At 72.3% G+C, this 14,778-nt stretch carries 15 protein-coding genes; 5 read left to right on the forward strand and 10 right to left on the reverse strand.

The window, feature by feature from the left end; genetic code table 11:
* Positions 1 to 298: 298 nt before the first annotated feature.
* The 5 genes from ACFV4N_RS29230 to ACFV4N_RS29250 all read right to left on the reverse strand — a co-directional run bounded on the left by ACFV4N_RS29230 (position 299) and on the right by ACFV4N_RS29250 (position 7,596).
* On the reverse strand, positions 299 to 1,441 hold the full coding sequence (locus ACFV4N_RS29230) for a sensor histidine kinase (protein ID WP_499675843.1): 1,143 nt from the start codon (positions 1,439 to 1,441) through the stop codon (positions 299 to 301).
* Positions 1,431 to 2,108, reverse strand: coding sequence for a response regulator transcription factor (locus ACFV4N_RS29235; RefSeq protein ID WP_380643683.1), 678 nt, complete (start codon positions 2,106 to 2,108; stop codon positions 1,431 to 1,433). Before ACFV4N_RS29235 ends, ACFV4N_RS29230 begins: the two co-directional genes overlap by 11 nt.
* 279 nt (positions 2,109 to 2,387) lie before the next feature.
* A complete protein-coding gene (gene dxs / locus ACFV4N_RS29240) occupies positions 2,388 to 4,286 on the reverse strand; it encodes a 1-deoxy-D-xylulose-5-phosphate synthase (protein WP_499675832.1) in 1,899 nt (632 codons plus the stop codon).
* A gap of 44 nt (positions 4,287 to 4,330) precedes the next feature.
* A complete protein-coding gene (locus ACFV4N_RS29245) occupies positions 4,331 to 5,584 on the reverse strand; it encodes a class I SAM-dependent RNA methyltransferase (RefSeq protein ID WP_499675833.1) in 1,254 nt (417 codons plus the stop codon).
* Positions 5,581 to 7,596, reverse strand: a complete 2,016-nt coding sequence (locus ACFV4N_RS29250) for an APC family permease (protein WP_499675834.1) — start codon at positions 7,594 to 7,596, stop codon at positions 5,581 to 5,583. The genes ACFV4N_RS29245 and ACFV4N_RS29250 overlap by 4 nt, the downstream gene beginning before the upstream one ends.
* Before the next feature lie 83 nt (positions 7,597 to 7,679).
* On the opposite strand from ACFV4N_RS29250, the gene ACFV4N_RS29255 reads away from it, so the two are divergent.
* Together ACFV4N_RS29255 and ACFV4N_RS29260 are read left to right on the forward strand one after the other, a co-directional pair.
* Positions 7,680 to 8,342: a potassium channel family protein gene (locus ACFV4N_RS29255; protein ID WP_499675835.1), complete on the forward strand. Its 663-nt coding sequence runs from the start codon at positions 7,680 to 7,682 to the stop codon at positions 8,340 to 8,342.
* On the forward strand, positions 8,343 to 8,999 hold the full coding sequence (locus ACFV4N_RS29260) for a potassium channel family protein (protein WP_499675836.1): 657 nt from the start codon (positions 8,343 to 8,345) through the stop codon (positions 8,997 to 8,999).
* A gap of 356 nt (positions 9,000 to 9,355) precedes the next feature.
* Here ACFV4N_RS29260 and ACFV4N_RS29265 read toward each other — a convergent pair whose 3' ends face one another.
* Both ACFV4N_RS29265 and ACFV4N_RS29270 read right to left on the reverse strand, forming a co-directional pair.
* Positions 9,356 to 10,144: a DUF3159 domain-containing protein gene (locus ACFV4N_RS29265; RefSeq protein WP_499675837.1), complete on the reverse strand. Its 789-nt coding sequence runs from the start codon at positions 10,142 to 10,144 to the stop codon at positions 9,356 to 9,358.
* Positions 10,141 to 10,518, reverse strand: coding sequence for an OB-fold nucleic acid binding domain-containing protein (locus tag ACFV4N_RS29270; RefSeq protein WP_344042373.1), 378 nt, complete (start codon positions 10,516 to 10,518; stop codon positions 10,141 to 10,143). Before ACFV4N_RS29270 ends, ACFV4N_RS29265 begins: the two co-directional genes overlap by 4 nt.
* Positions 10,519 to 10,625: 107 nt before the next feature.
* On the opposite strand from ACFV4N_RS29270, the gene ACFV4N_RS29275 reads away from it, so the two are divergent.
* Positions 10,626 to 11,297 (forward strand): alpha/beta fold hydrolase, encoded by a 672-nt coding sequence (locus ACFV4N_RS29275; RefSeq protein ID WP_499675838.1) that lies wholly within the window; start codon positions 10,626 to 10,628, stop codon positions 11,295 to 11,297.
* A gap of 65 nt (positions 11,298 to 11,362) precedes the next feature.
* Here the strand turns inward: ACFV4N_RS29275 and ACFV4N_RS29280 are convergent, their stop codons facing one another.
* Positions 11,363 to 11,989, reverse strand: a complete 627-nt coding sequence (locus ACFV4N_RS29280) for a DUF3710 domain-containing protein (RefSeq protein WP_499675839.1) — start codon at positions 11,987 to 11,989, stop codon at positions 11,363 to 11,365.
* Positions 11,990 to 11,994: 5 nt separating this feature from the next.
* Complete coding sequence (gene dut / locus ACFV4N_RS29285; RefSeq protein WP_499675840.1) at positions 11,995 to 12,462, reverse strand: dUTP diphosphatase; 468 nt, start codon at positions 12,460 to 12,462, stop codon at positions 11,995 to 11,997.
* Between the two features lie 24 nt (positions 12,463 to 12,486).
* On the opposite strand from dut, the gene ACFV4N_RS29290 reads away from it, so the two are divergent.
* A complete protein-coding gene (locus ACFV4N_RS29290) occupies positions 12,487 to 12,951 on the forward strand; it encodes a DUF3093 domain-containing protein (protein WP_499675841.1) in 465 nt (154 codons plus the stop codon).
* A 130-nt stretch (positions 12,952 to 13,081) separates the two neighbouring features.
* Here ACFV4N_RS29290 and ACFV4N_RS29295 read toward each other — a convergent pair whose 3' ends face one another.
* Positions 13,082 to 13,381 (reverse strand): DUF4193 domain-containing protein, encoded by a 300-nt coding sequence (locus ACFV4N_RS29295; protein WP_344042363.1) that lies wholly within the window; start codon positions 13,379 to 13,381, stop codon positions 13,082 to 13,084.
* Positions 13,382 to 13,867: 486 nt separating this feature from the next.
* Here ACFV4N_RS29295 and cei point away from each other — a divergent pair, with 486 nt between their 5' ends.
* Entirely contained in the window at positions 13,868 to 14,515 is a 648-nt protein-coding gene (gene cei / locus ACFV4N_RS29300; RefSeq protein ID WP_499675842.1) for an envelope integrity protein Cei, read from the forward strand.
* Positions 14,516 to 14,778: the final 263 nt, after the last annotated feature.

Consider the following 14,778-nt stretch of genomic DNA (forward strand, 5'->3'; position numbering starts at 1 on the left):
TCCAGTAACAATCTCAAAGGAATCCTCTTGACGAGGATCATAAATTTACTGGCTATTCGGCACGCTGTTGAGTTCTCAAAGAACACGCGCTCACCGTCACTCCGCACTGTTTCCAGTGGCTTCGATCCGGGGCTTGTGTCCCGCGCTCCGTTCCGGTCTGTCCGGCCCGTTCCGCGCTGACAGAGAGAAAGTTACACGCCGCCCAACGCAGAGACAAATCCGGGTCCCGGAGCCCTGTTTGCGCAGGTGGGAGCACCTGTGGCACCCGCTAAACCCGCTTTGGTGTGACCGGGACCACTCAAACGAGTTTTGAAGGCAGGTGCACGGCGACCGAGAGCCCGCCCCCGTGCACCGCCGTGGCGTGCACCTGACCCCCGTGAGCTGCGACGGCGGCCCGCACGATGGACAGGCCGAGCCCGGTGCCGGTCCGCGCGGTCCGGTCCGCCCCACCCCGGCGGAACGGCTCGAACAGCTCGTCCACCCGGTCGGGGGCGATGACGGGCCCGGACGACGACACCCGCAGCAGCGTCCACTCGGGCCCGCCCTCGGTGTGCACCTCGATCCACCCGTTGGGCAGGTTGTGCCGGACGGCGTTCTCCAGGAGGTTGCCGGCGATCCGCTCCAGCAGGGCGGGGTCCCCGACGGCGGGCGCGGGGTTGGTGCGGAAGGTGGCGCGGACGCCGCGCTCGGCGGCCTCGGCGCGAACGGCCCGCCACGCGGACTCCACCACGGCGTTCAGGTCGACGGGTTCGCGCACCGCGAGCCCGAGCCCGTCGGTGCGCGCGAGCAGCAGCAGCGCGCTGACCAGCTGCTCGGCGCGTTCGGTCGCCCCGCGCACGACGGAGGCCATGCGGCGCAGCTCGGCGACGTCGGCGTCCGGGTCGGCGAGCGTGACGTCCAGCTCGGTGCGCACCACGGCGAGGGGGGTGCGCAGCTCGTGGGAGGCGTTGGCGACGAACCGCCGTTGCGACTCGAACGCGGCCTGGAGCCGGTCGAGCATCTCGTCGAAGGTGTCGGCCAGCTCGGCGACCTCGTCGCGGGGGCCGTCGAGGCGCAGGCGTTCGCCGAGGGACTCGGCGGACAGGCGGCGGGCCGCGTCGGTGACGTCGTGCACGGGTTGGAGGACGCGCCCGGTGACGGTCCAGGCGAGCAGCGCGGCGGCGGCCACCACGCAGAGGAAGGCGATGGAGCCGGACCTCAGCACGTCCGCGCGGGCCTGGTCGCCGAGGACGTCCATGAGTACGGCGGCGTCGACCTCGCGCCCGTCGACGATGACCGTGCTGCCCTCGGCGAACCGGGGTGACGAGGCGATGACCCGCCCGACGAGGAGCCAGCCGAGCAGGAGGAGCAGGCCGCTGACGAACGCGACGAGCCCGGTGGCGAGGAGGGTGAGGCGCGTCCGCAGCCCGGGTCCGCGCCTGCGGGCCAGGTCAGAGCTCAGCGGAGCCTGCCGTGGGCACCCGGTAGCCGGAGCCGACCACCGTGTCGATGATGCCCGGCTCGCCGAGCTTCTTGCGCAGCGTCATGACGGTGACGCGGACCGTGGTGGTGAAGGGGTCGGCGTTCTCGTCCCAGACGCGTTCGAGCAGCTCCTCGCTGGAGACCACGGAGCCCTTGGCCGCGAGCAGCACCTCCAGGACGCCGAACTCCTTGCGGGTCAGCTCGACGGGGCGGCCGGCGCGGCGCACGGTGCGCCGGGCGGGGTCCAGCTCGACGTCGCGGGCGGTGAGCAGCGGCGGGGTGGCGGGGGTGGCGCGGCGGGCCAGGGCGCGGACGCGGGCGACCAGCTCGGGGAACGCGAAGGGCTTGGCCAGGTAGTCGTCGGCGCCCAGGGAGAGGCCCGCGACGCGGTCGTCCACGCCGGCGCTGGCGGTGAGCATCATGACCCTGGTGAGGGCGCCGGAGCTGAGGATCTCCTTGCACAGCTCGTCGCCGGACATGCCGGGCAGGTCGCGGTCGAGCACGACCACGTCGTACCGGGTGACGGTCGATTTCTCGTGGCCCGTCTCGCCGTCGTAGGCGACGTCCACCGCCATGCCCTCGCGCCGCAGACCGCGCGCGATCGCGTCGGCCAGCGGCACCTCGTCCTCGACTACCAGGATCCGCACCTCACAAAGGTGCCACATGTTCCTGAGAGGCTGCTTAGGGAAGGAGCTGGGGGTTCACGGGCTTAAGAGCGGTCGCTCGCCGCTGGGCAGGCTTCCGGGGGGAAGGGCGTGGGCTCGTGTTCCCCCGCATGGCCTGCCTGAGGCAACCACCCTTGTCAAGGGGTCCGCGAAGGGCGTGCGGACCCCTTGACAAGCGCGGTAGGGCTGCGCCCAGGCCATACGGGGGAACACGAGGGCCCCGGGTGTGGTGGGCGACCACCGTGTGCGTGGGTGGTCGGGTTACTTCTCCACGGTCGCGTCCATTTCCGCCGGTTCTGCGGCGGCTACCCACTCGGTGATGCGGCGGGCCACGTCCTGGGCGGTGAGGCCCAGGTCGGCGAGGACCTCGGCGCGTTCGCCGTGCTGGTGGAACTGCTGGGGGATGCCCAGGTCCCTGAGGGGGACGTCCACCTCGGCGTCGCGCAGGGCCGCGGCCAGGGCCCAGCCGAAGCCGCCGTGCCTGCCGTTGTCCTCGACGGTGACGACCAGGCGGTGGGTGGCGGCCAGGGTGACCAGGTCCCGGGAGACCGGGAAGATCCAGCGGGGGTCCACGACGGTGACGCCGATGCCCTGGTCGGCCAGGCGCTGGGCGGCGGCCAGGCCCAGTTCGCCGAAGGCGCCGACGGTGATCAGGAGGACGTCGTCGCCGTCGCGGCGGAGGACGTCGGCGGTGCCGATCCGCTCCACGGCGGGCAGGTCGGGGCCCACCGAGGCCTTGGGGTAGCGGATGACGGAGGGGGCGTCGGCGATCTGGACCGCTTCGCGCAGCTGCTCGCGCAGCGAGGCGGCGTCCCGGGGCGCGGCCACGTGGATGCCGGGGACCAGGCCGCAGATGGACAGGTCCCACATGCCGTGGTGGGAGGCGCCGTCGGGGCCGGTGATGCCCGCGCGGTCGAGGACGACGGTGACGCCCTGCTTGTGCATGGCGACGTCGAGGAGGAGCTGGTCGAACGCGCGGTTGAGAAAGGTGGCGTAGATCGCCACGACCGGGTGCATGCCGCCCATGGCCAGGCCCGCGGCGGAGGTCATGGCGTGCTGCTCGGCGATGCCGACGTCGAAGCAGCGGTCGGGGTAGAGGCCCGCGAACTTGTCCAGGCCCGTCGGGCCGCGCATGGCGGCGGTGATGGCGACCAGGTCGGGGCGCTCGCCGCCCAGGGCGGCCAGCTCGTCGGCGAAGACGTGGGTCCAGGTGCGCTTGGACGGGCCGATGTTCTCGCCGGTGATGGGGTCGATGACGCCGGTGGCGTGCATCTGGTCGGCCTCGTGGTTCTCCGCGGGGGCGAAGCCGTTGCCCTTGCGGGTGACGGTGTGCACGATGACCGGTCCGCCGAAGGACTTGGCGCGGCGCAGGGCCGATTCGAGGACGGCGTGGTCGTGGCCGTCCACCGGGCCGATGTACTTGAGGCCCAGGTCCTCGAACATGGCCTGCGGGCTGATGGCGTCCTTGATGCCGCGCTTGGCCGCGTGCAGGGCCGCGTAGAGGGGCTTGCCGACGATCGGGGCGGACTGGATGGCGGTCTTGCCGCGTTCCAGGGCGCGCTCGTAGCCGGGCTGGAGGCGCAGCGACGACAGGTGGTCGGCCAGGCCGCCGATGGTCGGCGAGTAGGAGCGGCCGTTGTCGTTGACGACGATGACGACCGGGCGGTCGGCGCCGGAGGCGATGTTGTTCAGCGCCTCCCAGCACATGCCGCCGGTCAGGGCGCCGTCGCCGACGACCGCGACGACGTGCCGGCGCTGGCCGGTGAGCTGGTAGGCCTTGGCCAGGCCGTCGGCGTAGGACAGGGCCGTCGAGGCGTGGCTGTTCTCCTCGACGTCGTGCTCGCTCTCCGCCCGGGAGGGGTAGCCGGACAGGCCGCCCTTCTGGCGCAGCGAGTCGAAGCCGTCGCGGCGGCCGGTGAGGACCTTGTGCACGTAGCTCTGGTGCCCGGTGTCGAACACGACCGAGTCGTGCGGGGAGTCGAAGACCCGGTGCACGGCCATGGTCAGCTCGACGACACCGAGGTTGGGCCCGAGGTGCCCACCGGTGCGCGAGACCTTCTCGACCAGGAAGCGCCGGATCTCCTCGGCGAGGCGGACCAGCTCGTCGGCACCCAGCCGTTTCAGGTCCGCCGGTCCGTGCACGGATTCCAGCAGCGTCACTCGCTCCACCTCGCCCTGTGGGTTCGACTCCCCGTTTCGTCCGGTCAGTCTACGGACCACTTGCTGAGATGGTCGGGTTCGAGCAGGGCCACGCACTCCACGTGGTGGGTCATGGGGAACGCGTCGAACGCCCTGAGCCGGGTGAGCGCGTAGCCGTGATCGGCGAAGACGGCGATGTCGCGGGCCAGGGCGGCCGGGTCGCATGCGACGTACACCACGCGCGCGGGGCGGTGGTCGGCGATGGCGGCGACCACCGCCTTGCCCGCGCCCTTGCGGGGCGGGTCGAGCACGACGACGTCCGGGTGGTGCCCGGTGAACTCGGGGCGCTCCAGGACCGCTTCGGTGCTGCCGGGGTGCCAGGTGATCTGGGCCAGGTCGGCGAGGTTGGCCCGGCCGTCCCGCACCGCCCGGGTGGACGACTCGACCACGGCGACGGAGCCGGTGGGGCCGACCTGCTCGGCCAGCACGGACGCGAACAGGCCCGCGCCGCCGTAGAGGTCCCAGGCGCGTTCGCCGGGGCGGCAGGCGGCCCACTCGCGGACCACGGCGGCGAAGGTGTCCGCGGCGGCCGGGTGGACCTGCCAGAAGCCGTCCGCGTGCACCTCCCACGTGCGGCCGGCGGCCTTCTCGGTGGCGATGCCGTCGCCCCGGCGGCGGCGGGCCGGTCCGGGGACGGGGCGGCGGCCGCGGCGGGCCGTGGGCGGGCCGACCTCGACCAGGTGGCCGCGGTGCTCGGCGTCGTGGGTGACGACCAGCTCGGACTTCGGCGGCCAGGTGCGGGCCAGCGCGTCGTCCAGGGCGTGCGGGACGGCGATGACGCAGTGGTCGACGGGGATGACCGCGTGGCTGCGGTGGGCGCGGAACCCGGGCCTGCCGTCCGGGCCGACGGCCAGGCGCATCCGGGTGCGCCAGTCCACCGGGCCGCCGGGCAGGGGTTCGACGACGACCTCGCGGTCCAGGCCGGCGAGGCGTTGGAGCTGCTCGCGCACCACCGCGGCCTTCAGCGCGCGCTGCGCGGGCCACGAGGCGTGCTGCCAGTCGCAGCCGCCGCACAGGCCGGGGCCGGCGAAGGGGCACGGCGGCTCGACGCGGTCCGGCGAGGGCGTGAGGACCTCCACGGCGTCGCCGCGGCAGAACGAGCCGCCGGTGTCCTCGGTGACCCGGACCACGACGCGCTCGCCGGGCAGGGCGTGCCGGACGAACACGACGCGGCCCTCGTGCCTGGCCACGCAGTGCCCGCCGTGGGCGACCGCGCCGACCTCGACCTCGATCAGCCGGTGCTCCCAGGTGGTGCTCACTCGCGCTTCCGCTCCTCCTGCCCCCTGTTGTCCAGGCCGCGGCGGACCGCGCCGGGGGCGTACACGTCGTCGTCCTTGTGCGTGACCTTCTTCGACGAGGCCAGCTGCCAGGGCACGCTGGTCACCATCACGCCCGGTTGGAACAGCAGCCTGCCCTTGAGCCGCAGCGCGCTCTGGTTGTGCAGGAACTGCTCCCACCAGTGGCCCACCACGTACTCGGGGATGAACACCGTCACCACGTCGCGCGGGTTGTCGGTGCGGACGCGCCGGACGTAGTCCAGGACCGGTTTGGTGATCTCGCGGTAGGGCGACTCGATCACCTTCAACGGTACCTTGAAGTTCTCCTTCTCCCAGTCGCGCACCAGGCGGCGGGTGTCGGTGTCGTCCACGTTCACCGTCACCGCCTCCAGGATGTCGGGGCGGGTCGCCTTGGCGTAGGCCAGGGCCCTCAGCGTGGGCATGTGCAGCTTCGAGACCAGCACCATGGCGTGGTTGCGGGCGGGCAGCAGCTTCTGCCTCTCCTGCTGGCGCAGCTCCTCGGCGACCCGGTCGTAGTGCTTGCGGATCGCGGTCATCAGGGCGTAGATGGCCGCCATCGCGGCGATGGCGATCCAGGCGCCCTTGGTGAACTTCGTGATCAGCACCACCACCAGCACCGACGCGGTCATGGCCAGGCCGAACCCGTTGATGGCCTGCGAGCGACGCATCCGGCGGCGGGCGTTCTCGTCGGTCTCGTGCGCGAGCAGCCGGTTCCAGTGCCGGATCATGCCCGCCTGGCTCATCGTGAACGAGACGAACACGCCCACGATGTAGAGCTGGATGAGCTTGGTGACCTCCGCGTCGAACGCCACCACCAGGATGATCGCCGCGCCCGCGAGGAAGACGATGCCGTTGCTGAACGCCAGCCGGTCGCCGCGGGTGTGCAGCTGGCGGGGCAGGTAGCGGTCCTGGGCGAGGATCGAGCCGAGCACCGGGAAGCCGTTGAACGCGGTGTTGGCCGCGAGCACGAGGATCAGGGCGGTGACGGTCGTGATGAAGTAGAAGCCGACCGGGAAGCCGTCGAACACCGCGCCCGCGATCTGCGCGACCATGGTCTTCTGCTCGTAGCCCTCGGGCGCGCCGACGAGCTGGTGCGCCGGGTCCTCGGCCATCTTCACGCCCGTGAGCTGGGCCAGCACGATCAGGCCCATCAGCATGGTGACCGCGATCAGGCCCATCATCAGCAGCGTGGTCGCCGCGTTGCGCGACTTCGGCTTGCGGAAGGCGGGCACGCCGTTGCTGATCGCCTCCACGCCGGTCAGGGCGGCGCAGCCGGAGGAGAACGCGCGCAGCACCAGGAACACGAACGCCAGGCCGACGAGGTGGTCGTCCTCGGCGCGCAGCTCGAAGCCCGCGCTCTCGGCGCGCAGCTCGTCGCCCGCGACGAAGCCCCGGTACAGGCCGTAGCCGACCATGACCATGACGCCGACCATGAACGCGTAGGTCGGGACCGCGAATGCGCTGCCCGATTCCCGGATACCCCGGAGGTTGACCGCGGTGAGCAGGACGATGGCGACGACCGCGAACTCGGCCTTGTGGGTGGCGACGAAGGGGATGGCGGAGCCGATGTTCGCGGCGGCCGAGGAGATGGAGACGGCGACGGTGAGGATGTAGTCGACCAGCAGCGCGCTCGCGACCGTCAGCCCGGCCCTCCGGCCCAGGTTGACCGTGGTGACCTCGTAGTCGCCGCCGCCGGACGGGTAGGCGTGCACGTTCTGCCGGTAGCTCGCCACCACCGTCAGCATGACGACGACCACCACCACGCCCACCCACGGTGCGAACGAGTAGGCGGACAGCCCTGCCACCGACAGGACCAGGAAGATCTCCTCCGGCGCGTAGGCCACGCTCGACATCGCGTCCGAGGCGAAGACCGGCAGGGCGATGCGCTTGGGCAGCAGCGTGTGGGCTAGCCGATCGCTGCGGAACGGCCTGCCCACGAGGAGGCGTTTGGCCGCGGTTGCGAGCTTGGACACGGGGGGAAAGCGTAGGGGGTCCCCGTCCCCTGGTCGGAGTAGTCGTGAGTAGGTTCTGCGTAAATGTCGTTCGGGAGGCTTACGTGCACGTGGTGATCATGGGGTGCGGCCGGGTGGGCTCCTCCCTGGCCAGGGCCCTGGAGCGCCTGGACCACCAGGTCGCGGTGATCGACAAGGACGTCCAGTCCTTCCGGCGCCTCGGGTCCGACTTCCACGGGCAGCAGGTCGTCGGCAACGGCTTCGACCAGCGGGTTCTCATCGAGGCGGGCATCGAGCGGGCCGGCGCGTTCGCGGCCGTGTCCAGCGGCGACAACTCCAACATCATCTCGGCGCGGGTGGCGCGGGAGACGTTTGGGGTGGAGGCCGTGGTCGCCCGCATCTACGACGAGAAGCGCGCCGCCGTGTACGAGCGGCTGGGCATCCCGACCGTGGCGACCGTGCCCTGGTCGACCGACCGGTTCCTGCGGATGCTGATCCCCGAGGGCACCGCCACGGCGTGGCGCGACCCGTCCGGCACGGTCGCGGTGATGCCGCTGGACCTGCACGAGGACTGGGTGGGGCGCTCGGTGCGGGACCTCCAGGAGGCCACCGGCTGCCGGGTGGCGTTCATCATGCGGTTCGGCACGGGCGTGCTGCCCGAGTCGAAGACCGTGCTCCAGGCCGACGACCAGGTGTACGTGGCGGCCCTGTCCGGCACCGTGACCGACGTGGCCGCCGCCGCGGCCCAGGCACCCGAGGAGAGCTGAGTGCGCATCGCCATTGCCGGTGCCGGCGCGGTGGGCCGGTCGATCGCCGCGGAGCTGGTGGCCGACGGGCACCAGGTCATGCTGATCGAGCGGGACCGGAACCACTTCGAACCGCACACCGTGGAGCAGGCCGAGTGGGTGCAGGCCGACGCCTGCGAGCTGTCCTCGCTGGAGGACGCCGGGATGCAGCTGTGCGACGTGGTGATCGCCGCCACCGGTGACGACAAGGTCAACCTGGTGGTGTCGCTGCTGGCGAAGACCGAGTTCGCGGTGCGGCGCGTGGTGGCGCGCGTGAACGACCCGGCCAACGAGTGGCTGTTCACCGAGTCGTGGGGCGTGGACGTGGCCGTGTCGACGCCGCGGATCCTGTCGGCGCTGGTCGAGGAGGCCGTGACGGTCGGCGACGTGGTGCGGCTGATGACGCTGCGGCAGGGGCAGGCGAACCTGGTGGAGATCACCCTGCCGGAGGACACGCCGCTGGGCGGGTCGCCGGTGAACTCGCTGGCGCTGCCGCGGGACGCCGCGCTGGTCACCATCCTGCGGGGCGGGCGGGTGATCGTGCCGTCGCCGGACGACACGCTGGAGGGCGGGGACGAGCTGCTGTTCGTGGCGGCGGCGGACGTGGAGCGGGAGATCCGGTCCTCGCTGGGGTACTGAGGCGGCGGGGGCGCTGAGTCGGCGGGGGTGCTGAGTCGGCGGGGGTGCTGAGTCGGCGGGGGTGCTGAGGCGGCAGGGGCACTCGTGGCGGCAGGGGTGCTCACGGCGGTTGTCCACAGGCTGCGGGGTTGTCCACAGGCGGGCCGCCGGCGCCAGGTTTCGTCGGTGCCCACCGGCAGAGTGAAAGCAGGGGTCCCCTGGGCGGGGACCCCTGCGTAGCGTGACGGCTCAGCGCTGGTCGGACTCGGCGCTCGTCAGGCCCGGCGCTCGTCAGCCTCAGCGCTCGTCAGGCCCGGTGCTCGTCCGACTGAGCGTTCGTCGGGCTGAGCGTTCGTCGGGCCGAGTGCTCGCCGGGCTCAGCGCTCGTCCGGTCTGGCGGCCACCCGGCCCTCGTCGGTCGGCGCGGGCGGGTTGGCCAGCTGCTCGTAGACGCTCGGCCGGTGCTCGGGGGACGCCTGGGCCTGGGCGGCCTGCGCGCGCAGGCGCTCCTCGGCCTCCCGGTTCTCCTCCTCCTCGCGGGCGATCGCGGCCTTCAGGCGCTTGTCCGAGCGCCGCACGGCCCACACGGTCACCACCAGCGCCACCGCCATCAGCGGGTAGCCCATGGCCAGCCGCGCGGCGGCCAGCCAGCCCACGGACGCCTCGTCGTACAGCCACCGCTGCACCACGAACCGGGAGAAGAAGACCAGCGCCCACACCAGGGTGGCGATGTCGTAGTCCCGGACGCTCGCCCGGTCCTTCCGCCACGCGCTGCCCTGGGAGTTGAGCGCGTTCCAGATCACGCCCGCCAGCGGCCACCGCACCAGGATGGACAGCAGGAACACGCCGCCGTAGACGAGGCTCTGCCAGATGCCGAACAGGAAGAAGCCCTTGGCGTCGCCGGTCCGGTAGGCGATGAACGCCGCGATGCCGACGCCGAAGACCGCCGAGACGGCGGGCTGGATCGAGCCCTTGCGCATGGCCAGCACGACGCCGATGAGCACCGCCGAGCCGAGCGCGGACCAGATCGCGGGCATCAGCCCAGCGAGGGCGTTGACCGCCACGAACACGACCACGGGGAGCGAGGAGAACGCCAGTCCGCTGACGCCGCCCATCTGCTCCAGCAGGGTCGGCTGCCGCTCTTCCGTCTCCTCAACCTTGGTCATGAAGCGTTCTGCAGTTCGTAGTAGGGGTTGTAGAGCACCTTGCGCCCGTCGCGCACCGCGATCCGGCCCTTGGCCTTGATCGTGCGGCCCGGCTCGATGCCCGCGATCCGCCGGCGGCCCAGCCACACGAGCGTGACGCCCTCGGTTCCGTCGAACAGCTCCGCCTCCAGGGTGGCGGCGGCGTCGCGCGGGCACAGCTCCACGCTGCGCAACCTGCCGAGCACGGTCACCTCCTGCCCGGACTTGCAGTCACACGCCCGTACGGCACCGACCGCCTCGACTTTTCGCGAGAGGTCGTCGGCGTCCAGCTCGCTCGCGTCGGCGCTCAGCCGACGCACGAGGCGGCGCCAGTAGCCGCCCCCGGTACCAGTCATCCCCGACTCCAGGAGAGTGCGCGGGGCCTCGACAGCGAAGCCCGTCTGAGAGCCAGGGTAACCAGCTACACCCGTTCGAGTATCCGACTGGGGGAGGATCTGCGGCCATGAGCTCGTCACATGCCGTTCTCCTGCCCGGCACGGCCTCCGACGAGGTGTTCGTCGGGCGGGTGTTCGCGCGCCCGCTGGCCGAGGCCGGGCTCACGCTGGTCACGCCCGCGGTGCGGGGCGTCCGGGAGTGCGTCGAGGCGCTGGACGCGGCCTGGTCGGGCACTCCGCTGCTGGTCGGGGGCGTTTCGCTCGGCGCGCACGTGGCGACCGCGTGGGCGGTGCGGCACCCCGGGCGGTGCGCGGGGGTGCTGGCGGCGCTGCCCGCGTGGCTCGGTCCGGCGGACGGCGCGCCCGCCGCGCTGGCGGCGTCGGCGAGCGCCGCGGCGGTGGAGGCGGCGGGGGTGGAGGCCGCGCTGACCGGCGTGGACGGGTGGCTCGGGGACGAGCTGCGGCGCGCGTGGCCCCGGTACGGGGCGCGGCTGGCGAGCGTGCTGCGGGAGGCCGCGGGGTCCCGCGCGCCGACGGCGGCCGAGCTGGGCGGGTTGGCGGTGCCGGTGGGGGTCGCCGCGTGTGCCGACGACCCCGTTCACCCGTTGGAAATCGCTCGTAGGTGGGTGGACGCCCTGCCTCGTGGCGCTCTGCGCACGACGACGTTGGCGGCGCTCGGCGCGGACCCGGAGGTCCTGGGCCGCGCCGCGCTCGCCGCGTACACCGAGGCGTTGGGGTGACCCGAACGGGTTAACCCGGTCGGGGCTAAGCCGTCGGGTCGGCGCCGCGGGGTCACCCCGTCCGGTCAGCCCTGCTGCTGGGCCTGGATGTGCCGCGCGATGGCCTCGGGCAGCTCGATCGGCAGCGGCGTGCGCACGGGCATCGGCTGCTCGCCGCGCACCACGACCGTGTCACGCATCAACACGTACAGGGCCTGCGCCGCCTGGACGGCCATCTCCTCGTTGGGCGCCGCCGCGATGCCGCGCAGCATCCAGCGGGGGCCGTCGACGCCGACCACGCGCAGGTGCACCTCGTTGTTGCGCGCCGCGATCTCCTCGCCCCACTCGCCGTTCTCCCGGAGGATCCGGAACCCGTCGGACTTGAACTGGGCGATCATCTCGCCGCTGACCTCCGGCCACAGCCGGTCGCTGCGCGGCGCGGCGAACGCGCTCACGGTGAGCTGCCCGACACCGGTGAGCAGGTGCACGGCCCGCACCGCGCCGGACGGGTCCATCTCCACCTGGAGCTGGGCGCCGTCGGGCACCGGCAGTCGGATCGAGCCCAGGTCGAGCCTGTTCAGGCCGTCGTCGGGGGCCTGCGCCTCGTCGAACGGACCGTCCTCGGGCACGTCCGCGGCGTCGAACTCGACCTCGGGTTGCGCCGTCCCCCGGTTCGCGGAGTGCCTACCGCGCTTGCGGCGCTTTCCGAACATCGCCTTCACCCCTCCGTCCGGGCGAGCACCTCGTGCCCGCCAGTAGAGCCGTAGCCGCCGGCACCGCGCGCGGACCCCGGCAGCTCGTCGACCTCGCGGAACACGGCGTGCTCCACCTTCTGCACCACCAGCTGGGCGATCCGGTCACCGCGCGTGAGCGCGATCGGCTCGCGCAGGTCGTGGTTGACCAGGCACACCCTGATCTCGCCCCGGTAGCCCGCGTCGATCGTGCCCGGTGCGTTGACCACGCTCAGCCCGACGCGCGCGGCGAGCCCCGAACGCGGGTGCACGAACGCGGCGTAGCCCTCGGGCAGCGCGATGGAGATCCCCGTGCCGACCACGGCGCGCTCACCCGGTTCGATCACCACGTCGGTGGTCGTCACCAGGTCCGCGCCGGCATCACCCGGACGGGCGTAGGCCGGGAGTGGCACTGAGGGATCGAGCCGGGACAGCAGGACCTCGACGCTGGGCACGGCGCGCGAGACTACCCTGGTGGCGTGAGCGAGAGTGCTGTGACCGCCCCGACCGCGTTCCGCGAGCGGTTGTTCGTCCCGTGGTGGGGTTGGCCGCTGCCCCTGGCCGCGGCGGCCCTGCTGGCCGCCGAGATCCACATGGGGTTCCCGGGCGTGCGGTCGTGGCTGCCCTACGCGGTCCTGCTGCCGCTGGTCGTGCTGCTGCTCGTGCGGCTGGGCTCGGTGAAGGTCGAGGTGTCCGGCGGCGAGCTGCGCGTCGGCGAGGCGCACGTGCCGCTGGAGCTGCTCGGCGAGGTCGAGGTCTTCGACGCGAAGACCAAGCGCAAGGCGATGGGGCCCAACCTCGACCCGATGGCGTTCGTCGCCCACCGCGGGTGGGTCGGGCCGATGGTCCGCGTGCGGCTGGAGGACCCGCAGGACCCGACGCCGTACTGGCTGTTCAGCGTGCGTTCGGCGGAAGAGTTGGCAGCGGTGCTGCGCAACCGGTGAATTGTCGTCGGGACATCCCTCAACGGGACTGGGCGCCACCCCGGCGGAGGGGTGAGCGCCCAGATCTGGTTGTCGGTGTCGGTGCCGGTGTGCTGGTTCCGGTGCTGGTTTCGGTCGGGCTCGGTACCGCTCAGGCGCAGTCGCGGCAGATGTACTGACCGCCGACTTCCTCCGCCAGCCTGCTGCGGTGGTGCACCAGGAAGCACTTGGAGCAGGTGAACTCGTCGGCCTGCTTGGGCAGGACCTTGAACGTGAGCTCCTCGCCGGACAGGTCCGCACCAGGCAGCTCGAAGTTCTCGGCGGTCGCGTCCTCGTCGATGTCGACGACCCCGGACTGCGTTTCGTTGCGCCGCGCCTTCAGCTCCTCAAGGGAGTCCTCAGCGAGTTCGTCCGCCTCGCTGCGACGCGGCGCGTCGTAGTCGGTCGCCATCTTTCTTTCACACCCCTGCGGTCAACGGAGACTGTTCGTGTCGCTGGTTAACGTCCCAGCGCCCCTGTTTGTGCCCTCCGTCCCCAGTGACGGAGGTCTCGCTCTCGCGGCCGGGCGCCAACCCCCTGTCGTCGACGCTTCCCGGTGTCCGGCCCTGCGCGGAGCGCCGAGAGGGTAGCTCATCCTCAGGGGAGGTGTGCAGCGGGTTCCCCCTAATTGAGCAGACGGGTAACACGCCCTTCACACGCTGGACCGATAGGCTTCGGGGAGGCAGTGCCCACCTGTCTCGCCCGTGCTGCGGCGCCCTGCGCGCCGTCAACCGTCCGCGACCGGGTGATAACGGCGCGCTACCGCCGACCCGAGGCGCGGGGCGACGGGGCGAGGCATAGCCTGATCACCATCAGCACTGCGCCATGGGGAGGTCGGCGGACGGTGGGACCCGGTACGGGAGGAAGCGGGTCGTCGCGGTACCGGAAGCGACGGCCGTTGCCGGCGCTGGCCCTGTTCCTGGTGCTGGCCGTGACCGCGGTGGTGGTGTGGAACCGGGTGCTGTCCGAGGCCGGCGACGTGGACGCGGCGATCCGCTGCGACCCGCCCGGCGGGGCACCGGCGTCAGGCGCCCCGGCGGGGGCCGCGCCCACCCCGGGGACGGTGCTGGCGCACGACGCGCTGGACCGCACCGACCCCGTCCCGGTGAGCGAGGTTCACTTCCGGGTGTTCAACGCGAGCACGCAGCGCAACCAGGCCCGGTTCGTGGCGACGTCGCTCGCCGAGTTGGGGATGACCCAGGCGGCGGACCCGGGCAACGACCCGGTGTACCCGGCGCAGGACATGACGTGCCGGGGCCAGATCCGGTTCGGCGCGCCCGGCGCCGGCGCGGCCCGCACGCTGAGCCTGGTCGAGCCGTGCCTGGAACTGGTGCGCGACGACCGGCAGGACGCGACGGTGGACGTGGCGATCGGCAAGAAGTTCGGCGAGGTGAAGCCGAACAGCGACGCCCGCAAGGTGCTCGACCAGCTGGCCGCGTGGGCGGAGCAGCAGCCGGAGCAGCAGGGCGGCCAGGCCGCCGAGGCCGCCGCCCCGCCGTCCCTGAACGCCGCCAACCTGCAGGGCGCCCGCGAAGTCCACTGCTAACCCGGCTCCTCCCCTCCCCTCCCCCACACACGCGAGTCATGCCTCCACCCCTCGCGTGTCATGCCCCCAGCCCCGGCGAGTCATGCACTCAGCCCGGGCGAGTCATGCACTCAGCCCTCACGAACCCCACATCCGCGCGTGTCCTCCGCCCAGGCATCGCGTGTCCTCCGGTCGGACACCACGAATCACGCGTTCGGGCACTCCCCGGAGGGTCGTGAGCGGTGGTTTCACCGTGCGCGAGGGGTGGACACGCGATTCATGAG

This window comes from Actinosynnema sp. NPDC059797 (assembly GCF_042732085.1).
Lineage (GTDB): Bacteria > Actinomycetota > Actinomycetes > Mycobacteriales > Pseudonocardiaceae > Actinosynnema.

What these genes read in the sequence shown, in the direction of transcription:
- ACFV4N_RS29265 (WP_499675837.1), bottom strand. Translation starts at nt 10,144, where the DNA reads ATGACCAAGGTTGAGGAGACGGAAGAGCGGCAGCCGACCCTGCTGGAG.
- ACFV4N_RS29270 (WP_344042373.1), bottom strand. Translation starts at nt 10,518, where the DNA reads ATGACTGGTACCGGGGGCGGCTACTGGCGCCGCCTCGTGCGTCGGCTG.
- ACFV4N_RS29275 (WP_499675838.1), top strand. Translation starts at nt 10,626, where the DNA reads ATGAGCTCGTCACATGCCGTTCTCCTGCCCGGCACGGCCTCCGACGAG.
- ACFV4N_RS29280 (WP_499675839.1), bottom strand. Translation starts at nt 11,989, where the DNA reads ATGTTCGGAAAGCGCCGCAAGCGCGGTAGGCACTCCGCGAACCGGGGG.
- ACFV4N_RS29295 (WP_344042363.1), bottom strand. Translation starts at nt 13,381, where the DNA reads ATGGCGACCGACTACGACGCGCCGCGTCGCAGCGAGGCGGACGAACTC.